22 protein-coding genes and 1 tRNA gene are annotated in these 21,577 nt (G+C 64.4%); 14 read left to right on the top strand and 9 right to left on the bottom strand.

All coding sequences use genetic code 11. From position 1 onward, the window contains the following. Positions 1 to 183 precede the first annotated feature (183 nt). The 7 genes from QMZ05_RS17780 (at position 184) to QMZ05_RS17750 (ending at position 7,493) form a co-directional block, all read left to right on the top strand. Positions 184 to 2,721, top strand: a complete 2,538-nt coding sequence (locus QMZ05_RS17780; RefSeq protein WP_353701931.1) for an EAL domain-containing protein — start codon at positions 184 to 186, stop codon at positions 2,719 to 2,721. Positions 2,722 to 2,944: 223 nt separating this feature from the next. Then, entirely contained in the window at positions 2,945 to 3,229 is a 285-nt protein-coding gene (locus QMZ05_RS17775) for a PepSY domain-containing protein (protein ID WP_353701930.1), read from the top strand. A gap of 22 nt (positions 3,230 to 3,251) precedes the next feature. After that, positions 3,252 to 3,809 (top strand): cytochrome b/b6 domain-containing protein, encoded by a 558-nt coding sequence (locus tag QMZ05_RS17770; RefSeq protein WP_353701929.1) that lies wholly within the window; start codon positions 3,252 to 3,254, stop codon positions 3,807 to 3,809. A gap of 217 nt (positions 3,810 to 4,026) precedes the next feature. Continuing rightward, positions 4,027 to 5,655 carry a hypothetical protein gene (locus QMZ05_RS17765; protein ID WP_353701928.1) on the top strand — a complete coding sequence of 543 codons (1,629 nt, stop codon included), beginning with the start codon at positions 4,027 to 4,029 and terminating at the stop codon, positions 5,653 to 5,655. Positions 5,656 to 5,724: 69 nt separating this feature from the next. Further along, the gene (locus QMZ05_RS17760; protein WP_353701927.1) at positions 5,725 to 6,195 is read left to right on the top strand and encodes an FMN-binding protein; all 471 of its coding nucleotides are present in this window, start codon (positions 5,725 to 5,727) and stop codon (positions 6,193 to 6,195) included. Then, complete coding sequence (locus tag QMZ05_RS17755) at positions 6,176 to 7,084, top strand: FAD:protein FMN transferase (RefSeq protein WP_353701926.1); 909 nt, start codon at positions 6,176 to 6,178, stop codon at positions 7,082 to 7,084. The genes QMZ05_RS17760 and QMZ05_RS17755 overlap by 20 nt, the downstream gene beginning before the upstream one ends. Beyond that, positions 7,074 to 7,493 (top strand): hypothetical protein, encoded by a 420-nt coding sequence (locus QMZ05_RS17750; RefSeq protein WP_353701925.1) that lies wholly within the window; start codon positions 7,074 to 7,076, stop codon positions 7,491 to 7,493. Before QMZ05_RS17755 ends, QMZ05_RS17750 begins: the two co-directional genes overlap by 11 nt. A 5-nt stretch (positions 7,494 to 7,498) precedes the next feature. On the opposite strand, the gene QMZ05_RS17745 is transcribed toward QMZ05_RS17750, so the two are convergent. Then, on the bottom strand, positions 7,499 to 8,173 hold the full coding sequence (locus tag QMZ05_RS17745; RefSeq protein ID WP_353701924.1) for an LON peptidase substrate-binding domain-containing protein: 675 nt from the start codon (positions 8,171 to 8,173) through the stop codon (positions 7,499 to 7,501). Positions 8,174 to 8,203: 30 nt separating this feature from the next. Beyond that, positions 8,204 to 9,124, bottom strand: a complete 921-nt coding sequence (gene trxA, locus QMZ05_RS17740) for a thioredoxin (protein ID WP_353701923.1) — start codon at positions 9,122 to 9,124, stop codon at positions 8,204 to 8,206. Positions 9,125 to 9,385: 261 nt separating this feature from the next. On the opposite strand from trxA, the gene QMZ05_RS17735 reads away from it, so the two are divergent. The 5 genes from QMZ05_RS17735 to QMZ05_RS17715 all read left to right on the top strand — a co-directional run bounded on the left by QMZ05_RS17735 (position 9,386) and on the right by QMZ05_RS17715 (position 13,354). Then, on the top strand, positions 9,386 to 9,841 hold the full coding sequence (locus QMZ05_RS17735; protein ID WP_353701922.1) for an SRPBCC family protein: 456 nt from the start codon (positions 9,386 to 9,388) through the stop codon (positions 9,839 to 9,841). A 160-nt stretch (positions 9,842 to 10,001) separates the two neighbouring features. After that, a tRNA-Gly gene (locus QMZ05_RS17730) sits at positions 10,002 to 10,076 on the top strand. A gap of 235 nt (positions 10,077 to 10,311) precedes the next feature. Further along, positions 10,312 to 10,986, top strand: a complete 675-nt coding sequence (locus tag QMZ05_RS17725; protein ID WP_353701921.1) for a DUF2865 domain-containing protein — start codon at positions 10,312 to 10,314, stop codon at positions 10,984 to 10,986. A 262-nt stretch (positions 10,987 to 11,248) separates the two neighbouring features. Further along, complete coding sequence (locus QMZ05_RS17720) at positions 11,249 to 12,526, top strand: PQQ-dependent sugar dehydrogenase (RefSeq protein WP_050425225.1); 1,278 nt, start codon at positions 11,249 to 11,251, stop codon at positions 12,524 to 12,526. A gap of 246 nt (positions 12,527 to 12,772) precedes the next feature. Next, on the top strand, positions 12,773 to 13,354 hold the full coding sequence (locus QMZ05_RS17715; RefSeq protein WP_353701920.1) for a c-type cytochrome: 582 nt from the start codon (positions 12,773 to 12,775) through the stop codon (positions 13,352 to 13,354). Between the two features lie 204 nt (positions 13,355 to 13,558). Here QMZ05_RS17715 and panE read toward each other — a convergent pair whose 3' ends face one another. The 4 genes from panE to QMZ05_RS17695 form a co-directional block, all read right to left on the bottom strand. Beyond that, on the bottom strand, positions 13,559 to 14,476 hold the full coding sequence (panE, locus tag QMZ05_RS17710; RefSeq protein ID WP_353701919.1) for a 2-dehydropantoate 2-reductase: 918 nt from the start codon (positions 14,474 to 14,476) through the stop codon (positions 13,559 to 13,561). Between the two features lie 112 nt (positions 14,477 to 14,588). Then, positions 14,589 to 15,239, bottom strand: coding sequence for a 2-hydroxychromene-2-carboxylate isomerase (locus QMZ05_RS17705; RefSeq protein ID WP_353701918.1), 651 nt, complete (start codon positions 15,237 to 15,239; stop codon positions 14,589 to 14,591). A gap of 66 nt (positions 15,240 to 15,305) precedes the next feature. Beyond that, positions 15,306 to 16,604: an MATE family efflux transporter gene (locus QMZ05_RS17700; protein ID WP_353701946.1), complete on the bottom strand. Its 1,299-nt coding sequence runs from the start codon at positions 16,602 to 16,604 to the stop codon at positions 15,306 to 15,308. A gap of 276 nt (positions 16,605 to 16,880) precedes the next feature. Beyond that, a complete protein-coding gene (locus QMZ05_RS17695) occupies positions 16,881 to 17,468 on the bottom strand; it encodes a DUF2239 family protein (RefSeq protein ID WP_353701917.1) in 588 nt (195 codons plus the stop codon). Between the two features lie 131 nt (positions 17,469 to 17,599). Here QMZ05_RS17695 and QMZ05_RS17690 point away from each other — a divergent pair, with 131 nt between their 5' ends. Continuing rightward, the gene (locus QMZ05_RS17690) at positions 17,600 to 18,265 is read left to right on the top strand and encodes a glutathione S-transferase (RefSeq protein WP_353701916.1); all 666 of its coding nucleotides are present in this window, start codon (positions 17,600 to 17,602) and stop codon (positions 18,263 to 18,265) included. A gap of 8 nt (positions 18,266 to 18,273) precedes the next feature. On the opposite strand, the gene QMZ05_RS17685 is transcribed toward QMZ05_RS17690, so the two are convergent. After that, a complete protein-coding gene (locus tag QMZ05_RS17685) occupies positions 18,274 to 18,699 on the bottom strand; it encodes a DUF1330 domain-containing protein (RefSeq protein WP_353701915.1) in 426 nt (141 codons plus the stop codon). Between the two features lie 106 nt (positions 18,700 to 18,805). Between QMZ05_RS17685 and QMZ05_RS17680 the strand changes: the two genes are divergently transcribed. Beyond that, positions 18,806 to 19,141 carry a GIY-YIG nuclease family protein gene (locus QMZ05_RS17680; protein ID WP_353701914.1) on the top strand — a complete coding sequence of 112 codons (336 nt, stop codon included), beginning with the start codon at positions 18,806 to 18,808 and terminating at the stop codon, positions 19,139 to 19,141. A gap of 1 nt (position 19,142) precedes the next feature. Here QMZ05_RS17680 and QMZ05_RS17675 read toward each other — a convergent pair whose 3' ends face one another. Further along, positions 19,143 to 20,018: an NAD(P)-dependent oxidoreductase gene (locus tag QMZ05_RS17675; protein WP_353701913.1), complete on the bottom strand. Its 876-nt coding sequence runs from the start codon at positions 20,016 to 20,018 to the stop codon at positions 19,143 to 19,145. A gap of 207 nt (positions 20,019 to 20,225) precedes the next feature. Continuing rightward, complete coding sequence (locus QMZ05_RS17670) at positions 20,226 to 21,524, bottom strand: MFS transporter (protein ID WP_353701912.1); 1,299 nt, start codon at positions 21,522 to 21,524, stop codon at positions 20,226 to 20,228. Positions 21,525 to 21,577 lie beyond the last annotated feature (53 nt).

Below are 21,577 nucleotides of genomic sequence, written 5' to 3'. Positions count from 1 at the left end.
TGCGCGGAACAACGGCAAACAAGTTCGCGCCATAGAGCACGTGTTCAAAATTTATGGGGCCATCAATTTCCGTGCGGAATCGGCTTACGCGCGGATAACCATGCCACTGAAAGTTGTAGAAAATTATCGAGAAGACAATTCAATCGGCCTAGCTTGTCTGCGCGGACAACCATGGACCGACGCATGTTTCGTGTTCTGACGTGCCTTTCGGGTGAGCATGACTGGCGGCTGGTTCTGCTGGCCGGACTGGTTTGCTTCGTTGCCAGCATTGTCGCGGTCAACATCTTCCATCGCGCGATCGCCTCGCAGGCGCGGACGCGGCTGATCTGGATCGCGATCGCGGGCGCTGCGATCGGCTACGGCATCTGGGCAACGCATTTCGTCGCCATGCTGGCCTATGAGCCGGGCGTGCCGACCGGCTACGGCATCGTTCTCACCGCGCTGTCGCTTGCGGTGGCGATGATGCTGACATCCGGTGGCCTCGGCCTTGCCGCCAGCGACTCCAGCCCCTGGCGCGCGCCGGTCGGCGGCGCCGTGATCGGAGCCGGCATCGCCAGCATGCATTATCTCGGAATGTGGGCGCTGGAAGTGCCGGGCCACGTGGTGTGGTCGATGGACCTCGTGGCCGCCTCCATCGTGCTCGGCATGCTGTTCGGTTACGCCGCGCTGGCGACCGCGGTCCGTTACCAGGATCGCTGGTCGTCGCTGGTCGCGGCGCTGTTGCTGACGCTTGCGATCGTGTCGCATCATTTCACCGCGATGGGCGCGGTCGAGATCATTCCGGATCCGTTGCTGGCTCCGGAGGCCCTGTCGCTTTCTCCCGCCTTCCTCGCCATCGTGATCGCGGGCGTGGCGCTCTCGGTGCTCGGGATGAGCCTGGTCGGCGTGCTCGCGGACCGGCGCCTCGCGCTTCGCACCCGCCGCTTCGAGGAGATCATCAGCCAGCTGTCGCTGGCGCGCCAGCAGGTCGAGGCGTCGCAGAAGGAGCTGGAGCAACAGAGGTTCCGGCTCGATACCGCGATCAACCACATGGGCGAGGGCCTCTGCATGTTCGATGCGGAGAAGCGCCTTGTCGTCTGCAACGACCGCTACGCCAAGATGTACCGGCTGCCGCCCGAATTGCTGATGCCCGGCACCGCCCATCGCGCGATCATCACGCATCGGATCGCCAATGGCCTTCTCAAGGGTGAGACCAGCGACAACGCCGCGACCGAGAAGCTCGCCACGCTGAACGCGCTGCCGGCCGACGAGATCAGCAGCCGGGTCGACGAGCTTGCCGACGGCCGGCTGATCTGCGTGACGCGGCAGCCGATGCCCGGTGGCGGCTGGGTCGCAACGCATCGCGACGTCACCGAGCAGCGGCGCTCCGAGGCCAAGATCACGCATATGGCGCAACACGACGCGCTGACCGATTTGCCGAATCGCGTGCTGCTCAAGGAATGGATGGAGCAGGCGCTCTCGGGCGCGAGGTGCGGTGGGCCAAGCCTTGCGGTGCTGATGCTCGATCTCGATCGCTTCAAGGACGTCAACGACACACTAGGACATCCGGCAGGCGATGCGTTGCTGATGTCGGTGGCCGCGCGGTTGCGCCGCTGCGTCAGCGATACGACGCTGGTCGCGCGGCTCGGCGGCGACGAGTTCGCTGTCATCGACTCCGTCAGCGATCCGGTCACCGAGGCCGGCTTGCTCGCGGAGAAGATCAGGAAGGCGCTCAGCGAGCCGATCGATCTCGGCCATCATCGGGTGACCACCACGACCAGCATCGGCATCGCGCTCGCACCGCGCGACGGCACCGATTCGGACGAGGTCCTGCGCAGCGCCGATCTTGCGCTCTACTCGGCCAAGAGCGGTGGGCGCGGCTCGTTCCGTTTCTTCGAGCCGGAGCTCGATCGGTTGCTGCAGGCCCGGCGCAGCCTCGAGCGCGACATGCGCAGTGCGCTCGCCAATGGCGAGTTCGAGCTGCATTATCAGCCGTTCATCCATGTCGCGAGCGGGGAGACCTGCGGCTTCGAAGCGCTGCTGCGGTGGCACCATCCGCAGCGCGGCATGGTCTCGCCGGCGCAGTTCATTCCGCTCGCGGAAGAGACCGGCCTGATCGTGCCGCTCGGCGAATGGGTGCTGCGCACCGCCTGTGCGGAAGCCGCCAAATGGCCCGACGACCTCAAGATCGCGATCAACCTGTCGCCGGTGCAGTTCAGGAGCCCGGAGCTGGTGCCGGTGATCGTCCACGCGCTGGCGAGTGCAGGAATTTCTCCCGACAGGCTCGAGCTCGAAGTCACCGAAACAGCCATCATCCAGGACAGCGAGGCGGTGTTCGCGGCGCTCAGCCAGCTGCACGATCTCGGGGTGCGGATCGCGCTCGACGATTTCGGCACCGGCTATTCCTCGCTGAGCTTCCTGCAGAAGTTTCCGTTCGACAAGGTCAAGATCGACCGCAGCTTCGTCTCCGAGCTCTCCGGTGCATCGGACGAGTCGCGCCGGATCGCGCGCGCGATCGTTCGCTTCGCGGTCAGCCTCGGCAAGACGACGACCGCGGAAGGCGTCGAAACCAGGGAGCAGCTCGACATCCTCCGCGCCGACGCCTGCGTGGAAGTGCAGGGCTTCCACTTCAGCCCGCCGGTGCAGAGCGAGAAGGTCGCGCAGATGATCGGTGAGCGGATCCCGGCAGCGGCCGAACGCCCTGCTGTGGTTCGTCGCGCAATGGCGGGTGCCGCGTCCTGATCGAAGGCGCGCGCCGGCAGATTCGGATCTCCGTGAGGCGTAAGGCCGCAGCACGCGGTCAACACCAAATTGCGCGTGGAGCGCAAAGCGGTTTTCGCGGCCGTTAGAATTCCTCTAAAGCCTGCCGCTGCCGCGCTTCCTTGACTTGGCAATCCCCTCGGCATTGTTCACCCATGTGCTCAACGCGATGTGCGTTGTGGGCGTGATCGTCAACGGAGGGGAGATGCGCGTGAGAGTGATTTTGAGCGCTGTGCTTGCAGCTGGTGTTCTGGGACTTGCGGGATCGGCGGCGTTGGCCGACGGCTACAAGACTTGCACCAAGCTCGACAAGGCGTCGTGGAAGCCGGCTAGCGATGCCGAAGCCAAGGCCAAGGCAGCCGGCTACGAGGTGCGCCGCACGAAGGTCGAAGGCTCCTGCTACGAAGTCTACGGCGTCAAGGAAGGCAAGCTCTACGAGCTGTTCTACAGCCCGGAGGATCTCAGCCTGAAGCACACGATCGCCAAGTGAGTCGTCAAGTGAAGCAGCTGCGATGACGGAGGCGGCGCCGGGCGCCCGCGGCACGACCAGCGTGCAGGTCTGGGACCTGCCGCTGCGGCTGTGGCACTGGGCGCTCGCCATCCTCGTCCTGGTCGCGTGGGTGACGCCAAACGTCTATGACCGGCTGCATCGACTGGCGGGCTATTCCGTGATCGGGCTGTTGGCGTTCCGGTTGATCTGGGGCTTTGCCGGCACACGTTATGCGCGTTTCGGCAAGCTCGGCGTCCGGCTGCGCGCCTCGCCGCGCTACATCTGGAATCTCCGTCGCGGCATCACCGGCCGCTATATCGGGCTCAATCCCGCGGGCACCGTGATGCTGGTGGCGCTGCTGCTCACGCTCGCGGTGTCCGCGATCACGGGCGCGATGGAGGTCACCGTCACCTTCTTCGGCGTCTGGTGGGTCGAGGACACCCACGCCTATGCCTCGGATGCGGTGATCATCCTGGCCGCCCTGCACGTGCTTGGCGTCATCGTGGTGGGATTGCTTCAGCGTCAAAACCTGGTGCGCGCGATGTTCACCGGACGCAAGCAGCTGCGGGATCGCTCTTAAGTCCTGTCGGTCGGGCTGCTTCGCGGCTTCATGCTGCTTTAGATGCCGATTTTTCCCGAATGTCCGGCTTTGGTTGCTTCTTATTTCTATTCTAAACTTGAGGGATTCTAAAAGCGCGGCGTCCTCCCATCGCCGATTCTTCGCGAATTGTTTCCGGACAATGCTAGGTGCGTCCCAATGTCGCGGATTGCGTATCCGCCGACTAGCAGGGGGGCGCATGTCATCGCATCGTTACACGGGCTTGGGTGGATCGAAATTCAGACACGGCCTCAGATCGCGGCGCGCCGCGCTTCTCGCGGCGACCGCGCTCTCGATCGTCGGTAGCGTCAGCGCCGCTGCGGCCGAAGGTGACGCGAACGAAGCGCTGCTCAAGAAGCTCGACAAGATGGAGCAGCGCATCCAGGCGCTCGAAGCCGAACTGAAGCAGAAGGATGCCGCCGCCAAGCCGGCGCCGCGGCCGATCTCGACTCGAAGCGCCAATGCTGCAGCGTCATCCGTCGCGCCTGGGGGGACGACAGATGCCAAGCAGGACGCGAAGGATGCCAAGGGCAAGCCCGAGGCGCAGCCGGCAGGGACACCGGCCAAACCCATGCTGAATCTTCCGCCGCTTCCGTCGGTGGGGGACAAGCCGATCCTCGGGCTTGTCGACTCTCCCGTGCCGGGCCTCAGCATCGGTGCCTATGGCGAAATCAAGTTCGGCAGCGTGCAAAATCCTGCCGCCAACGGCCAATGGCAGAACGGCTTCGATGCAGCGCGATTCGTGCTGTTGCCGACCTACGCGATCACACCAAACATCATCTTCAACGCAGAGATCGAGTTTGAGCACGCAGGCTCCGGCTTCGACAACGATGACAAGCTGCACGGCACTGCCGAGATCGAGCAGGTCTGGATCGACTTCAAGATCATCGACCAGTTCAACGTGCGCTCGCCCGGTATCGATCTCGTGCCGATCGGCTACATCAACCAACACCACGAGCCGACGCAGTTTTACAGCGTGAACCGGCCCGAATTGTACAACGGCCTCATTCCGTCGACCTGGAAAGTGCCGTCCTCGAGTGTCTACGGAACCATTACCGAAGACCTGAAATATCAAGTGATGGTCAGCACCAGCAATGAGGACTTCGGCGACACTTTTGATAACCGGACCGCGGCCAAGACCGTGCCGCTTCCCGGCACGCCCTACGCCGCAGGCATCGATGGCCTGAATGCTCTCGGCTTCTCGCGGCCGCCGCTCGGTGACTTCCAGCAACTCAACAATGCCGTGGCCGTATCAGGGCGGCTCGACTTCACGCCGACATTCCTGCCCGGCCTCGCCGGAAGCGTCAGCGCCTATTACTCGCCGAACACGACGCCGCGCGGCGCGCATGACGATCTCGGCAACTTCCTCGGACACTCGAGCCTGACCATGTTCGACGCCGAGTTCCGCTATCGTGTTCCCGACACGGGTCTTGAATTGCGTGGCGAATATGTCCGCGCGGAATTCGGCCGTCCGGAGAACCTGCGCGCCAACAACGATTCAGATCCCGCCAATAACGTCGGCAAGACGATGTACGGCTATTCCGGCGAGGTCGCTTATCACGTGCCGCTCGGGACTGTCCTGAACAGCGAGTGGGAGGCGGTGCCGTTCTATCGCTACACTTATCAGAACCTGCAGACCGGAGGCTTTGCCGGTACGGACGCCAACCTGCCGACCGGCGCCGGCGAGCGACAGTTCCATACCGCCGGCTTCGCGCTGTTCCCATCGCCGAAGGTTGCGCTCAAGGCCACCTATCAGCACGTCATCGACAAGAGCATCACCGGCGCGATGTCGGATTCGTTCCTCGGCGGCGTCGGCTTCTTCTTCTGAGACCGGCGGGGCGCGCCGGAACGACGCGCCGCCACGGCGAGACATTGAACAACAGGAGTTGCGTAAAAGATGACGTGGGTTCGATATACGTTGCCGGCGGCGGCGCTCGTGTCGGTTGCCTCGCCCGCCTATGCCGTTCAGTACCTGTCGATCGCGGAGGCGCAGAAGCAGGCATTTCCGTCGGCGACGCACTTCACCGAAGTTCAGGCGGGACGCGTGTGGAAGGCTGAAGCCGGCGGCAAGGTCGCGGGCTTCTTTATCTTCGACCGGGTCATCGGCAAGCACCTGTTCATCGACTATGCGGTGGCGCTGACCCCGACGGGCGCAGTGCATAAGGTCGAAATCCTGGAGTACCGGGAATCCTATGGCGGTGAGGTCAGAAGTCCGGGCTGGCTGGCGCAATTCGTCGGCAAGAGCAGCGGCAGCGCGTTGAAGATCAACGGCGACATCAGGAATATCTCCGGCGCGACGCTGTCGTCGACGCATGTCACGGAAGGCGTGAAGAGGATCCTGGCCGCCTATGCCAATCGTCTCCGATAGGACCCGCCGCGCGCGGCCGCTGCTCGGCACCTTCGTCGAGATCGAGGTCGCAGCCGCCGGCCCCGAAGCGGATGCCGCCATTGACGCCGCATTCGATGCCGTCGCGCATGTTCATCGGCTGATGAGCTTTCATGAGCGCGACAGCGATGTCAGCCGCCTCAATCGAGAGGCCAGCGTTCTGCCGACACCGGTTCATGCCTGGACATTCGAGGTGTTGGAGGCGGCGGTCGAGATTCACCGGCGCTCTTGGGGGACCTTCGACGTGACCGTTGCGCCGGCGTTGCAAGCCATCGGCCTGCTGCCCGGACCGGACGGCGGTCGGGTCGTCGTGCCCGGGCCGTGCGTCGGCGACGCGATCGAGTTGCTACCGGAGCGCACTGTGCGCTTTCGAGCTCCTGAAATCACGATCGATCTCGGAGGAATCGCTAAGGGCTTTGCGGTCGACCGTGCCATCGAAGTATTGCGTGGATTCGGCGTTCCGGCGGGGCTGGTGAATGCCGGCGGCGATCTCCGGGTGTTCGGAGCAGGGCCGCAGAGGGTCGATCTGCGCGATCCGCGCGACCCGCTGCGCCTGCTCGCGCGGATCGAGATAGTCGGAGAGGCGCTGGCGTCGACGGCGCGTCGATTTGATCTGGCGGAGGGCACTTGTCCGGGAACCTCTCCGATCGTCAATCCCGCCACCGGCGAGCCGGCTACGGCGATCGTCGGCGCCACGGTCCGCGCGTCCTCATGCATGATTGCCGATGCGCTGACCAAGGTCGTGATGATCTCGGGGACCGATGCAGGCGACCTGCTTGAGCATTACGGAGCAAACGCCCTGTTGATCGCGGCCGACGGGGACATTCAGGTCACGTCCGACTGTTCACAGGTGGTGCATCTTGCGGCTTAAACGTTCATTTCGTTACGCGATGTATGCCGCGTTTGCGGCGCTGTTGCTGACAGGCGCCGGCTGGCTGGTGGCGGATTGGCAGAAAAACATCGCCGGCGACGAGATTTGGCAGCAGGTCGCCGCCAACTTGCTGATGGTTCACGGCGGTGTCGCCATGCTGACACTGCTGTTGCTCGGAGCGCTCGTTCCCGTGCATCTGTTGCGCGCGTGGCGGACCAGGAAAAATCGCATTTCGGGATCGATCATGGCGGCATTCAATGCCGCGCTGATCGTAACCGCCTTCGGGCTGTATTACCTCGGTTCGGAGGTTGTCAGGCCCTGGATGAGCTGGATCCACCTCAGTGCGGGGCTTACCCTGTCGATGATGTTTCCGCTTCACGTCTGGCTAGGCCGGCGCGAGTCGCGGTGAGGGGCCTACTGCACCGGCGGATCGCCGCTGGTGCGCTTCTTGGCGAGGTCCATCTCGGTGACGGCGATGAGGATCTCGGCGCGGGTCTTCAGGTCGGGCGCCTCGAGCATCGCCTGCTTTTCCGCCGGACCATAGGGCGACATCATCGCCAGCGCATTGACCAGCGCCTCGTTGGGCGCGGACTCGATGCCTTCCCAGTCCACCTTCAGATTGTTGGCTTCGAGGAAGTCGGCGAGTACCTCGAGCAGCGCCTTGCGGTCGACGGCCTCCTCGCCCTTGCGCGCAGTGAAGTCGCCGGTGAAGGAGAAGAAGTCGACCTTGCACTGCCGATACGGCGTCTGCACGGTCAGCTCCTCGACCACCTTGAAGCGCGCGACGCCGGTCAGTTCAAGGATGTAGCGGCCATCGCCGGATTCGGCGAGCTGGGTGATGCGGCCGACGCAGCCGATGCGGAACAGCACCGGCTTCGCCTCCTTCTGCGAATGCGCGACGTCCGGCTGGATCATGCCGATCAGGCGGTGACCGTCGCGCAGCGCATCGTCGATCATCGCGAGATAGCGCGGCTCGAAGATATTGAGCGGCATCTGGCCGCGCGGCAACAACAGCGCGCCGGGCAGCGGGAACACCGGGATCACCTCGGGGAGCTCGCCGGGCCCGCGATATTCGGCATTGATCGGCATCTGCGGTCCCGCTGTTGTGACGGGCGTACTTTACGAGAACAGGATAGTCGACAACCGCCTGCGCCCCTCGACGGTTGCCTCATCGGTGCCGCCCCACGCCTCGAAGAACTGCACCAGCTGCTTGCGCGCGCCGTCGTCGTTCCACTTGCGGTCGCGCTTGACGATGGCGAGCAATTGCTCCGTCGCCTCCGCGCGCTTGCCCATCGCATTGAGCGCGGTCGCGAGATCGAAGCGGGCCTGATGATCGAGCGGGTTTGCGGCGACTTTCTGTTCGAGCTCGGCGATCGGACCGACCGACTGCGCCTGTTCGGCGAGATCGATCGCCGCCTGCACGGCCTTCACCGCGGCGTCGCTGCGCTTGGATTCCGGCACCATCGCGAGCGTCTGCTTGGCCTGCTCGACCGCACCGGTCGTCATGTAGCATTTGGCGAGGCCGGCCAGCGCCGCGATATTGGTGGCGTCGTGCGCCAGCACCTCGGCGTAGATCTGCGCCGCACCTTCGGCGTCGCCCTCGGCGAGCACGGCGTCGGCCTCGGCCAGGACCTCGGTGAGATTGGGCTCGCCGGCGGCCGGCACGCCCTTGGTGATTTTCTCGATGAAGGCGTTGACCTGGCTCTCCGGCACCGCGCCCATGAAGCCGTCGGCGGGCTGGCCGTTGACGAAGGCGATCACGGCCGGGATCGACTGGATGCCCATCTGGCCGGGGATCTGCGGATGCTCGTCGATGTTCATCTTGACCAGTTTGACCCGGCCCTTGGCGTTCTTGACCGCCTTCTCCAGGATCGGCGTCAGCTGCCGGCAGGGGCCGCACCACGGCGCCCAGAAGTCGATCATGACCGGCTGGCGGCGCGATTCCTCGATGACGTCCTTGACGAAGGTCTGGGTCGTCGTCTCCTTGATCAGATCGGGCGCTGCCTGGGGCGTGGGGCCGCCCTGCTCCATTATCGTCACGTTGTCCTCGCCTGCTTCTGAGGTCGGAAATCCGGGGGCGTTCTAGCACGCTCCGCACGGCACGTTCAGCCGTTCTGTGAGCCTAGAGCATGATCCCGGAAAAGTGGGAACCGGTTTTCCGACAGATCACGCCCAGTACATGGCGGTGACCCGGCAAAATTCAATCGCTCGCGGTCCAATCCCGTTCGATCGGAGATCGGGTGGGCTTACCCACCCGGGACGGCCGAAGATGGCCGTCCTTGATGGCAACGGGGATCACCCATGGCGAAGGCCTATTACAGCACCGTGTTCGAGCAGCCGGCCGGCGAAGTCTGGAAAATCATCCGCGATTTCAACAATTACCCGGTCTGGGTCCGTGGTGCGGGGACGAGCGAGATCGAGGACGGCAAGTCCGGCGACACCGTCGGTGCGGTGCGCAACGTGCTGTACCGGGAACGGCGGATCCGGCAGCGGCTGCTCGCGCAGTCCGACGTCGAGCGCTTCCAGACCTACGAATTTGCCGGCCCTCCGACCCTGCCGATGACGGATTTCAGCGCAACCCTGCGGGTGACCCCGGTGGTCGACGGCGACCGGGCCTTTATCGAATGGTGGGCGGTGTTCGATTGCGACGCCGACCGCCGCGTCGAACTGGCGCAGACCCTGACCGGCTGGTTCGAGGGCTGGCTCGAATCGCTCCGGGACGAGATGGCTTTGAGGCCGGTTCCGGCGGAAACATAAAAAGAAATCGTCGCCGCGGCCGGTTTCGGCCGATTCGGGGTCAATTTTTAGCGAAACCGTGCGATTTCGTGAGGGGCAGACCGCGCTCTTGTGTTGCATTCACAGACAGCATTTGGCATAGGTCTGCCGTTGCCGGCGAGCGATCGCCGCCATTTCGGATGCGGGTGTAGCTCAGTGGTAGAGCACGACCTTGCCAAGGTCGGGGTCGAGGGTTCGAGCCCCTTCGCCCGCTCCAAAATCTCTCGCTGACCGAATATCTCGCCGACAGAGCTGACAGTCTGATGAAGGCCCGCCCCTATTGCGGGCTCTTTTGTTGTCCGCGCCGCCGTGCCGTTTGCCGCGGCCCGCGATGGCCGCTTCCGGGCTCGTTAGCCGTCAAATGGTGCATTCTCAAAACTGATAGAAATCTGTGGTTGTGTCGGCATTGAAATGGCTGCCGCTCGCCTCTCGAGGCGGCATGCAAGTGAATGATGTCGATCAGCTGGACGCCAGATCCCGCCTTGGAGCGCCGCGTTGCTCGCGCAAGCGTTGCAGCGCTGATCGCGCTTGCCGGCGTCGGGATATGTTCGCCGGCTTCAGCGCAGCAATTGCCGAGCGACTCCGCCTACGCGCCGGCGCCCAGTTTCTTTCCCATGCCCGGCCTTGAGCCGGCGCCCGGCTCCGAGCCCACGCAGCAGCCGCGGACCCGGGTCTACATCACGACGCGCGCGCATTGGGGCGGCCGGCAAAACTTCTGCGTCCGGACCTGCGACGGCCGCTTCTTCCCGCTGCCGCGCGTCAGCGGGGCAGCCGATGTCAGGTCTTGCGAGGCGACCTGTCCCGCTGCCGAGGTGAAGCTGTATTCCGGCTCCGACATCGACAGCGCCAGGACCGAAGAGGGCGAGACCTACAAGACGCTCGCAAATGCATTCCGGTTTCAGCGCGAGATCGTGCCGCAATGCTCGTGCAGCGCCAGCGCCTCAACCGGCCTGTCGCCGATTGCGATCGAGGACGACATGACGCTTCGGACCGGCGATATCATCGCCGCCGATGATGGCTTCAAGATCGCGGCGATCACCAGTGGGGAGCGGCGCAGCGTGTTGTTCAGGCCGCCGTCGAGGGCCAAGGCGCAGGCGCTCGGCCTGGCGCGGCTGTCGTCGCGATAGATTCCGGGCGTTAACTTCGTTCGAATATTACGCCGTGGTGCAGAATGCCTTGTTCGCAGGCAGAGGGCACAGGAAAATATCGTCTCAAATTTCGTCTCAACTTGTTTTGACGCAGCGCACACCGCTGCACGCGCTTTTCAGCGTCGTTGGATGTGCTACCATTTTGCAGTCTGACCTACCTCCAGACCGCCACCATCATCTCTCAGGGCGTTCAAAATCAATAACAGGCAAGCTGCAACGGCTTGCATAGGGGAGTGACGCGATGAAATCGGCTTTCAATCGATCGATACTTGCGTTCGCGGCGGTTGCGCTGCTGGCGGGGACAACCTTCGCCAATGCGCAGCAACAAACTGACAAGAACCGTGCGCTGAAGAAATACGAATCCGGCACCAAGGAATTCTGGACCCATCCGCCGGATGACTGGTTCCTCGGCGACGAGACCGAAGCGCAGAAGGGCCTTGCCCCGCCGTCCGGTCCGCCGACCGGCGCGTCCGACGCCGAACTCGCCAGCATGATGAAGAAGATCAAGCTGCCGCCGGGCTTCAAGATCGAGGTCTATGCCTCGAACGTGCTCGCGGCGCGGCAGATGGCCTGGGGCGACAAGGGTACGCTGTTCGTCGGCTCGTTCGGCCTCGGCAACGTCTATGCGATCAAGGACAACAACGGCAAGAAAGAGGTCAAGACCATCCTCAAGGGCCTCAACATGCCGACCGGCCTCACTTTCAAGGACGGCGCGCTCTATGTCATCGCGGTCGACAAGTTGATCAAGTACGACAATGCCGAAGCCAATCTCGACAATCTCGGCAGCGGCAAGGTGGTGTATGACGATATGCCGTCCTACGCGGCGCATGGCTGGAAATACATCGCCGTCGACAAGGATGGCTGGTTCTACATTCCGTTCGGACCTCCCTTCAACATCGGCATCCCGCCGACCTCGGTGTCGCAGATCCGCCGCGTCGATCCCAAGACCGGCAATGCGGAGATCTGGGCGCTCGGCGTGCGCAACTCGGTCGGCGGCGACGTCGATCCGCGCACCGGCAAGTACTGGTTCACCGAAAACGCCCGCGACTGGATCAGCGACGATCTGCCGAGCGACAAGCTCAACATGATCTCGAAGATCGGCGAGCATTTCGGCTATCCCTATTGCCACCAGGGCAACCTGCCGGACACCAAGTTCGCAATGGGTCACAAGTGCTCGGAGTTCACCCCGCCGGTGTACAATCTCGGCGCGCACGTGGCTCCGCTCGGCATGAAGTTCTATACCGGCAGCCAATTCCCGGCCGACTACAAGAACGCGATCCTGATCGCCGAGCACGGCTCCTGGAACCGGCACAAGTACCAGGGCGGCCGCATCGTGAAGATCACCGCGAGCCCCGACGGCAAGAATGCCAAGCAGGAAATCTTCGCCTCCGGCTGGATCGAGGGTGACCAGGGCTATCTCGGCCGTCCTGCCGACATCCTGCTCGACAAGGATGGCTCCATCCTCGTCGCCGACGACTGGGCCGGTGCGATCTATCGCATCAGCTACAGCAAGAAGTAACGGTCGAAGCTCATGAGGCTGCGGTGGCCGTGAGGCGACCGCAGCCTCTGTCGCGATCGGGTAAAGGAACCACCTCGTCATGCCCGGACTTGCCGCCTACGCCGAGGCTTCGGCGCGCCTGAGATCGTTAGCCGCGTCGAAGCCTTGGCGAAGACGGGATCCGGGCATCCATCCAAACAAGAACCCCTCTTCAAGCCAGATGGATTGCCGGGGCGAGCCCGGCAATGACATGCGGAGAAACTGGCCATGCGCGTTGTGTCCCTCGGAATGCTGTTCGCGTCGGCGATCGCGCTGACCCCGTCCGCCAATGCCGCCGATGTCGCCGCCGGCAAGGCGAAGGCCGAACTCTGCGCCGGTTGTCATGGCGACAACGGCATCTCGCAGACCGAGAACATTCCGTCGCTGGCCGGCCAGCTCGACCAATTCATTCAGTGGCAGCTGGTGTTCTTCCGCGCCGGCGCGCGCAAGAACGAGCAGATGCAGCCGATCGTCGAGCAGCTCAACAACGACGACATCCGCAATCTCGGCGCCTATTTCGCGTCGCTGCCGCCGTTCAAGGGCGGCAAGGACGACAATCCTGATTTGTCCGAGAAGGGCAAGCAGGCCGCGGCCGGCCGCCGCTGCGCCTCATGCCATGGCGACGGCTTCGCCGGCACCAAGGCGGTCGCCCGCATCGCCGGCCAGCGCGAGGAATATCTCGTCAAGGCGCTGCATGACTACAAGTCCGGGCAGCGCTCCGGCGGCGCGCAGGCGGCGATGGCCGATGTCGCGTATCCCTTGAGCGACGAGGAGATCACCGCGCTCGCGCATTATCTGGCGCATTTGTAGCGACGCGGCGCTCGGCCATCCTCCCCTGGAGGGGTCGAGACGAGCGAAGCTCGCTCTGGGATCGGCGCGAATGCAATGAGCGACGAGGTGGGGTGACGGTCTCTCCACTCGAACAGTGCCCGTGTTGAGAGATCACCCCACCCCGTCTCACATCTCGCTTCGCTCGGTGTGAGCCGACCCTCCCCCTCCAGGGGAGGGTGGAGATCATCCCCGCTGCTTCTCATACGCCTTGAGATGCGTGTAGGCCGTGCGCAGCTTCGGCACCGGGATCTTGGCCGCATCCGCGCGCACGATCAGGTCGCCGATCACGTGATCGGCTTCGACCGGCAGCCCCGCCTTGATATCGCGGAACATCGATGCGGTCATCGGCGAGCCCTCGGTGGTCAGGAGCCCGCGGGTACGCTGGAAGAACGGGCCGCCCGGTTCGTGGCCGGCATCGGCGGCAATCGCGCTGCATTCGTCGAGGATGCCGAGCAGGAAATCCTTGCCGCCGGGCGCGGCCAGGATGTTGCCGACCGAGGTCCGCATCAGGCTGGTGGAGGCGGCGAGCGATGCCAGGAACACCCACTTCTCCCACATGTCCTGCATGACGTGCTCGCTGGCAGCCGCGCCGTTGACGACGGAGAACGTGTCGGCGATCGCGCGCACCCGGTCCGACATGCCGCCGGCGCGTTCGCCGAAAGCGAGCGACTGCATCGGCTGCAGCTGCACCACCTCGCGCTTCTCGTTCAGCGTCGCCGCGATCGCGCAAAGGCCGCCGAGCACATGCTGGACGCCGAACTTCTTCTCGAGCGCATCGAGGTGCAGCATGCCGTTGAGCAGCGGAATGATCGCGGTCTTATCGCCGACACCAGGCGCAAACGACTTGATCGCGTCCTCGAGGTCGAACGCCTTGCAGCTCAGCAGTACGACGTCGAACTTGTCCGACAGTTTGTCGGCCTGCACCGTCGGCGGGTTGTTCAGCGTGACATCGCCGTTCGGGCTCCTGATCACGAGCCCGGCGGAGGCGAGCTCGGAGGCGCGGCGGGGCCGAACCAGGAAGGTGACGTCGCGACCGCCCTGAAGCATCCGGCCGCCGAAATAACCGCCGATCGCACCGGCGCCGACCACGAGAACGCGCATGGGAATTTGTCCTTCTTTGTTGTTGCCCGGAAGCCAGGGGCGAATGGGGAGTGGCGAATAGATAGGGATCTGAACCGGCTATTCGCTACTCGCTATTCGCCGCCCGCTCATCTCACTTTCCCGACACCATGTCCTCGACTTCGCGCAGCTGCTCCTTGCCGAAGAAGATCTCCTTGCCGACGAAGAAGGTCGGCGAGCCGAACGCGCCGCGCTCCACAGCCGACTGGGTGTATTCCATCAGCTTGCCCTTCACGTCAGCGTCCTGCGCGCGGGCGAACAGCTTTGCGGCATCGAGGCCGGAGGACGCGATGGCTTTGCCGGCCACTTCAGGATCGTCCATCTTCTTCGGCTCGACCCACATGTGGTGGAAAGCCGCCTCGATATACTTCTCGAACACGCCCTCAAACTGGGCGGCGACCGCCGCGCGCATCAGGTTCAGCGTGTTGACCGGGAAGAACGGGTTCCAGGTGTAGGGCCTGACGTTGAAGCGCTTGAGGAAGCGCTCGGTCTCGATCTTCATGAACTCGGGCTTGTTCTTGACCCCCGCCAGCGTCTCGGCCGGCGATTTGTTGTTGGTGGCCTTGAAGATGCCGCCGAGCAGGATCGGGACATATTCGAATTTGACGCCGGTGCGCTGTTCGATCGCCGGGATCGCCTCGTGGCTGAGGAACGCGTTGGGGCTGCCGAAATCGAACAGGAATTGCGGATTCTGGCTCACGGCGCTCTCTCCCTCAGCTTGTCTCGTTTGGGCTCGTTGTAGCATGGGCCTATCGTCGCAGGCACCATCGGTAGAATATGATACTCATCATGTGAGCAGCAGTGCGTGATGTCAAATCAGCCGCTTGATGCTCTGCTTGCGCCATACCAGGGCGTAATAGGCCATCTGCAACAGGAACATGGTTGCGAAGGTGACGGGATAGGCGATCCAGATGCCGCTGATGCCGATGGCGCGGCTGAGCAGGGTCGCGACCGGCACCTCGACCGCCGCGATCGCCAGGGTCGAGATGAACAGCGGCATCCACACCGTGCCGCCGGCGCGCATCGCGCCGGAAAACACCGTCGCCATGCCGAACAGCACCATGCTCCACAGCACGATGTACAGCAGCTGCTGGGCGAGCGCGAGCACCGCACTGTCGGTGATGAAGAAGCCCATCAGCGGCCGCGCGAAGAGATAGCCGAGCACCACCAGCCCTCCGGTCAGCGCGAGATTCATCTCGAGCCCGGTCCTGACGATGGCGCCGACCCGGCCGGGTTCACCGCGGCCGATCGCCTGTGCGCCGAAGATCGAGGTCGTGATGGCGATCGAGATCGCCGGGAACTGCACATAGCCGATCACCTGGTTGACGGCGCCATAGGCGGCGGTGGCGTCCGAGCCGAACCCGTTGACGAGGCCGAGCAGCACCAGTTCGGCGAGCGAGACCACCACCATGCCGATCGCGGTCGGAATGCCGAGCCGCAGCACGATGCGCAGCAGCGCGCCGTTCGGCCGCATCGCGCGCAGGAACGCTGTGTCGAAGGCGAGCGGGTGCTTGTGCCTGAGCATGTGGACATGCAGCCAGAGCAGCGTCACCACGCCCGAGACGGCGGAGGCAATCGCGGCACTGGCGACGCCCAGCATCGGCAGGCCGAGCCAGCCGCGGATCAGCGCGGGCGTCACCACGAGCCCGACGACGGTCGAGACCGTCAGAGCCACCAGCGGCGTCACGGTGTCACCGACGCCGCGCATCATCGCCGCGAGCAGCAGGAATGCGAAGGTCACCGGCATCGTGATCATCATGATCCGCGCATAGGACACCGCGGCGTCGAGGACGTCGGGCGGCGTGGCAAGCGCGATCAGGAGCGGCCGAGCGAACAGGCCGCCGAGGATGGCGATCGCCAGCGCCAGCAGCAGCGTCACGGTCATGGTGGTGCCGGCAACCGCCTTCACCCGGTCGGGCTCGCCGGCGCCCCAGGCCTGGCCGATCATGACCGAGGCACCCGCGCTGAGGCCGATCACGAAGGAGATGAAGAAGAACATCACCGGGAAGAACACCGATGCCGCCGCCAGCGCGTCGACCCCGATCATCTGGCCGAGATAGACGCCGTTGATGGTGCCGAACAGCGACTGCAGCACATTGCTCAGCAGCATCGGTGCGAGGAACGACAGGAAAGCTTTGCGTAAGGAGGGAGGGTTGGACACGTTCGACTTCCAAAAATGGTACCGAGCTTGTGCAGCTTGGCGAGCCAGGTCAGGCAACACACACCGCTGTCGTCCCTGCGGAAGCAGGGACCCATACTCCGCGGCCTTTGCAAAAGGCACGCGGCTAGTTCGATGCGCTGCAATGCTCTTCAGTGGTTATGGGTCCCTGCTTTCGCAGGGACGACATCCTGCTCGAGGTTATTCGTTCACACTAATCAAAACGAATCAGTCCGCTTGATCGCTATAGGCGAGCGCGATGGCGTGATCACGGATATCGGCCGGCCAGTCCGCGATCAGCGCCGCGAAGCGCCGCCGGTCGTGCGCGAACAGCGCGCGGATCGCCTCCTCGTAATGCGGCCGGTTACCGGCCATCGTGGTCATGAAGCGATAGGCGGCATCCTGCGCTGCGCGCGTGCGGTCCTTGTCGCCGCTTGAGCGCCGCGCCTCGTCGACCAGCTTGCGGATCGCAACCGATGCGCCGCCCTTCTGCTGCGCGAGCCAGTCCCAATGCCGCGGCAACAGCGTGATCTCGCGCGCGACGACGCCGAGCTTTGGCCGTCCCGGCCCGCGCGGCGCGGCCGGCACCGCCGGCTCTTCGTCGAGCGGGCGGGCTGGCTTGGGCAGCCGCGCCAGCACGTCGTCGACCGAGCCGCGGAAGTCGATATCGACCAGCGCCGAGGTGCGGCCGTTGAATACCAGGATCGCGGCGTCCTTGCGCTGATCGAGCAGCTGCTTGGCCGTGCGGGCGACCTCGGGGAGGTCACCGGCTGCGATGCGGTGCTCGTTTTCAAAGGCGACATAGGCTGGGTTCATCGCGGATCTCTTCGGTTGCGCAGCATATTGCCCGGGTAATTCGGGGTAATCCAGGCGCGGACGTCTCGACTTTCTTGCGGCGGGCTGGCACCAAACGCCGCCCGATTGCGCTGACATTTGAGAGGACGCCCATGCTGACGGTTCATCACCTCAACAATTCCCGCTCGCAGCGCGTGCTGTGGCTGCTCGAGGAATTGGGCGTTCCTTACGAGATCGTGCGCTACCAGCGGCAGCCCGACATGCGGGCGCCGAAGGAGCTGCGCGCGATCCATCCGCTCGGCAAGTCGCCCGTCGTCACCGACAACGGCAACACCATCGCGGAATCCGGCGCGATCCTCGAATACATCATCGCGACCTACGGCAATGGCCGCCTGATTCCGCAGGCCGATACGCCGCAGCGGCTGCGCTACACCTATTGGCTGCACTACGCCGAGGGATCGGCGATGACGCCGCTGCTGCTGAAGCTCTTGTTCACACTGATGCCGAAGCGCGCGCCGGCGCTGCTGCGGCCGCTGGTGCGCAAGGTGTCGAACCAGGCGCTGTCCACGCTGGTCAATCCGCAGCTCAAGCAGCACATGGCCTATTGGGAAGGCGAGCTCGGCAAGAGCGAATGGTTCGCCGGCAGCGAATTCTCCGGCGCCGACATCCAGATGAGTTTTCCGCTGGAAGCGGCCGCCGCGCGCGGCGGGCTCGAGGACGGTCACCCCCGATGCGTCGCGTTTCTCGAACGCATCCACGCCCGCCCGGCCTATGCGCGGGCGCTGGAGAAGGGCGGGCCGTACGAGGTCGGCCGATAAACGCGCGCTCATCGCGGCAGCTCGACCAGCGGCAGCAACCGTGAATCGGCGAGCGCCGCGGTGCGATGCCCGATGCCGGCCAGATAAGCCTCCGCCACGGCGAAGGCGAGGAATGCGCCGCGGCTCTTCTGCCGGATCAGCATCGCGCGGTCCCAGCGCTGGGCCTCGGGCCCGATCAGGAACGACCCGCCGTCACCCATGAACAGGATGTCGCCGCCGCTCTTCTGCAGATGCGGGAGCGTGTGGGCGACATAGCGGTCGTAGGCCTCCGCGCCGGATATCGGCTGCGGCGGGGCGAGCTCGGGGTCTTGCGAATAATCGGCGATCTCGCGGAAGCGCAGCAGATTGAGCATCACCAGCTCGCCGGTGATCTCGCGCTGGGCAAAGTCGCGCCCGGCGTCCCAGGTCGGCTCCAGATAGCAGGCGGTGTCCATGTTGGTCGTCCCCATCGGGTTCGGATGGCACTTTTTACCAGGGCATAATTGCCTTGTCAATAATACCCGGATATAAATCATCGCACCAAAGACGACAGGAGCCGCCATGAAGACCGAGGACCGCAAGCTGGCCATCGCCGATTACAAGAAGCGCGCGAGCGTTGCCGGCGTGTTCGCGATCCGCTGCCGCGCGACCGGTGCGGTCTGGGTCGGGCCCGCGCTCGATCTCGACAAAATCCGGAACCGGATCTGGTTCACGCTGCGGATGGGCAGTCATCGCAATGCTGAGCTGCAGCGCGCCTGGTCGGCGCATGGCGCAGACAACCTGTCGCTCGAAACGCTGGAGCGGATCGAAGATGAGGAGCTCGCCTATGTGCGCGACACGCTGCTCAAGGAGCGCGTGGCGCACTGGCGCGCGCAGCTGAAGGCGTCTGCAGTCTAGCTTAGCGCGCCGGCAGCGCCTGCACGGTGACGCCGGGCGGCGGCACGTCGTCGTCGGGCACGAAGAAGTCCGACATCAGCGGCACCGAGGGATCGACGCGATAATGCTCGAAGTCGCGCACGCCGTTGGCATAGAGCACCTTGTCGTCGATGCAGAAATGCCCGGTGAATTCGCGCGACGGCCGCGTGATGATCGCATAGGCCGCATCGCCCATGATCTCGGGGGTGCGGCTCGCGCGCATCATGGCATCGCCACCGAGCAGATTGCCGACCGCGGCGGTCGCGATCGTGGTGCGCGGCCACAGCGCGTTGACGGCGACTCCGGCCGATTTCAGCTCGCCGGCCAGCCCGAGCACGCACATGCTCATGCCGAACTTCGCCATCGTGTAGGCGGTCGAGTGCTCGAACCATTTCGTCTTCATGTCGAGCGGCGGCGACAGCATCAGGATGTGCGGATTCTCCGCCTTCTTCAGATGCGGGATGCAGTATTTCGACACCATGAAGGTGCCGCGGGTGTTGATCCCCATCATGAGATCGTAACGCTTCATGTCGGTGGCCTGCGAATTGGTCAGGCTGATCGCGCTGGCATTGTTGACGCAGACGTCGATGCCGCCGAACTCGGCGACGGTCTGCTCGATCGCCGCCATCACCTGCCCCTCGTCCCTGATGTCGCAGATGACAGGCCGCGCCTTGCCGCCGGCGGCGCGGACCTCGTCGGCTGCTGTGTAGATCGTGCCCTTCAGCTTCGGATGCGGCTCGGCGGTCTTCGCCGCGATTGCGACATTGGCGCCGCCACGCGCCGCCCGCAGCGCGATCGCGAGCCCAATGCCGCGGCTCGCGCCGGAGATGAACAGCGTCTTGCCTTTGAGCGATGTCATCTGCTGGCTCCTCCACAGTTAGGGACGCACCATGTCAGGCTCCCTCTCCCCTTGTGGGAGATGGTTGGGGGTGAGGGGTATCTCTCCGCACGGCGTACTGGGCGGATGGACCGCGACCCCTCACCCGGATTGCATCTTCAATGCAATCCGGCCTCTCCCACAAGGGGAGAGGCGAAGCGGAGCAAGTTGGTCGGTCAGTGCTCACTTCTACCCACCCGCATGCAGCACGCGCCCGCGCGTTTCCGGCAGTGCATAAGCGGCGATGAAGAACACGGCATAGGCCGCCACCGCGAAAATCGCGATTGCGTTGGCGAGCGTGGTCGTGGTCGAGAGCGCGCCGACCAGGAACGGAAACAGCGCGCCGACGCCGCGGCCGAAATTGTAGCAGAAGCCCTGGCCGGAGCCGCGCAGCCGGGTCGGATACAGCTCGGTGAGGAACGCGCCCATGCCGGAGAAATAGCCCGAAGCAAAGAAGCCGAGCGGGAAGCCCAGCACCCACAGCACCTCGTTGGAGAGCGGCAATTGGGTGTAGAGAAGCACGACCGCGATGGCGCCGATCGAAAAGATCAGGAACAGGTTGCGCCGGCCGATCCGGTCGGCGAGCCAGGCGCCGACCAGATAGCCGATGAACGAGCCGATGATCAGCGTCGCGAGATAGCCGGTCGAACCGACCACCGAGAGCTTGCGCTCGGTGGTGAGGAAGCGCGGTACCCAGAACGTGATGGCGTAATAGCCGCCCTGCATGCCGGTGCCGACCAGTGAGGCCAGCAGGGTGGTCTTCAGGATCGGTCCCTGGAAGATCTCCCACAGCGCGGCGGGTCCGGTGCCGGACGCCTGCTGCTGCGCCATCGTGGCGGCGGAGATCTCGGGCTCGGTGACGTAACGGCGCAGGTAGAACACCAGTAGGGCCGGCAGCGCGCCGATCACGAACATCCAGCGCCAGGCGTTCTCCGCAGGCAGGATCGAGAACAGCACCGCCTGCGCCAGCACCGCAAGGCCCCAGCCGACCGCCCAGCCCGACTGCACCGAGCCGACCGCGCGGCCGCGATATTGCGGCCGGATCGCTTCGCCGATCAGCACCGCGCCGGCCGCCCACTCGCCGCCGAAGCCGAGGCCGAGCAACGCGCGGGCGATCAGCAGCTGGTCGAAATTCTGCACCAGGGCGCAGACCAGCGAGAAGAACGAGAACCAGATGATGGTGAGCTGCAGCGTCTTCACCCGTCCGATCCGGTCGGAGAGATAGCCGCCGAGCCAGCCGCCGATCGCGGAGGCCAAAAGCGTCACGGTGCCGGCGAGGCCGGCGGTGCCGGCATCGACCTTCCACAGCGTGATGATGGTGCCGATGACGAGCGGATAGATCATGAAATCCATGCCGTCGAGCGTCCAGCCCGACGCGCAGGCCCAGAACGTGCGCCGCTCCTGCAAATTCATGTCGCGATAGAAGGCGAGGAGGCTGGTGTCCTCGATCTCTGCGACTTCCATCGATTTGGATTCGGCCGTGCTCATGCGCGTTCCCCGGAGAAATCTTTCACCGGCACTTTGCGATCCGCGGCCGGAGT

This window comes from Bradyrhizobium sp. INPA03-11B (assembly GCF_040446015.1).
GTDB lineage: Bacteria > Pseudomonadota > Alphaproteobacteria > Rhizobiales > Xanthobacteraceae > Bradyrhizobium > Bradyrhizobium macuxiense_A.
The sequence above is the reverse complement of the archived record's forward strand: the minus strand, read 5'-3'. Positions and strand labels throughout refer to the sequence as shown.

What these genes read in the sequence shown, in the direction of transcription:
- QMZ05_RS17695 (WP_353701917.1), bottom strand. Translation starts at nt 17,468, where the DNA reads ATGAACCCAGCCTATGTCGCCTTTGAAAACGAGCACCGCATCGCAGCC.
- QMZ05_RS17765 (WP_353701928.1), top strand. Translation starts at nt 4,027, where the DNA reads ATGTCATCGCATCGTTACACGGGCTTGGGTGGATCGAAATTCAGACAC.
- QMZ05_RS17705 (WP_353701918.1), bottom strand. Translation starts at nt 15,239, where the DNA reads ATGCTACAACGAGCCCAAACGAGACAAGCTGAGGGAGAGAGCGCCGTG.
- QMZ05_RS17690 (WP_353701916.1), top strand. Translation starts at nt 17,600, where the DNA reads ATGCTGACGGTTCATCACCTCAACAATTCCCGCTCGCAGCGCGTGCTG.
- QMZ05_RS17680 (WP_353701914.1), top strand. Translation starts at nt 18,806, where the DNA reads ATGAAGACCGAGGACCGCAAGCTGGCCATCGCCGATTACAAGAAGCGC.
- QMZ05_RS17745 (WP_353701924.1), bottom strand. Translation starts at nt 8,173, where the DNA reads ATGCCGATCAATGCCGAATATCGCGGGCCCGGCGAGCTCCCCGAGGTG.
- QMZ05_RS17720 (WP_050425225.1), top strand. Translation starts at nt 11,249, where the DNA reads ATGAAATCGGCTTTCAATCGATCGATACTTGCGTTCGCGGCGGTTGCG.
- QMZ05_RS17770 (WP_353701929.1), top strand. Translation starts at nt 3,252, where the DNA reads ATGACGGAGGCGGCGCCGGGCGCCCGCGGCACGACCAGCGTGCAGGTC.
- QMZ05_RS17775 (WP_353701930.1), top strand. Translation starts at nt 2,945, where the DNA reads ATGCGCGTGAGAGTGATTTTGAGCGCTGTGCTTGCAGCTGGTGTTCTG.
- QMZ05_RS17715 (WP_353701920.1), top strand. Translation starts at nt 12,773, where the DNA reads ATGCGCGTTGTGTCCCTCGGAATGCTGTTCGCGTCGGCGATCGCGCTG.
- QMZ05_RS17735 (WP_353701922.1), top strand. Translation starts at nt 9,386, where the DNA reads ATGGCGAAGGCCTATTACAGCACCGTGTTCGAGCAGCCGGCCGGCGAA.
- QMZ05_RS17725 (WP_353701921.1), top strand. Translation starts at nt 10,312, where the DNA reads ATGTCGATCAGCTGGACGCCAGATCCCGCCTTGGAGCGCCGCGTTGCT.
- QMZ05_RS17780 (WP_353701931.1), top strand. Translation starts at nt 184, where the DNA reads ATGTTTCGTGTTCTGACGTGCCTTTCGGGTGAGCATGACTGGCGGCTG.
- QMZ05_RS17670 (WP_353701912.1), bottom strand. Translation starts at nt 21,524, where the DNA reads ATGAGCACGGCCGAATCCAAATCGATGGAAGTCGCAGAGATCGAGGAC.
- panE (WP_353701919.1), bottom strand. Translation starts at nt 14,476, where the DNA reads ATGCGCGTTCTCGTGGTCGGCGCCGGTGCGATCGGCGGTTATTTCGGC.
- QMZ05_RS17675 (WP_353701913.1), bottom strand. Translation starts at nt 20,018, where the DNA reads ATGACATCGCTCAAAGGCAAGACGCTGTTCATCTCCGGCGCGAGCCGC.
- QMZ05_RS17685 (WP_353701915.1), bottom strand. Translation starts at nt 18,699, where the DNA reads ATGGACACCGCCTGCTATCTGGAGCCGACCTGGGACGCCGGGCGCGAC.
- QMZ05_RS17700 (WP_353701946.1), bottom strand. Translation starts at nt 16,604, where the DNA reads ATGCTGCTGAGCAATGTGCTGCAGTCGCTGTTCGGCACCATCAACGGC.
- QMZ05_RS17755 (WP_353701926.1), top strand. Translation starts at nt 6,176, where the DNA reads ATGCCAATCGTCTCCGATAGGACCCGCCGCGCGCGGCCGCTGCTCGGC.
- QMZ05_RS17760 (WP_353701927.1), top strand. Translation starts at nt 5,725, where the DNA reads ATGACGTGGGTTCGATATACGTTGCCGGCGGCGGCGCTCGTGTCGGTT.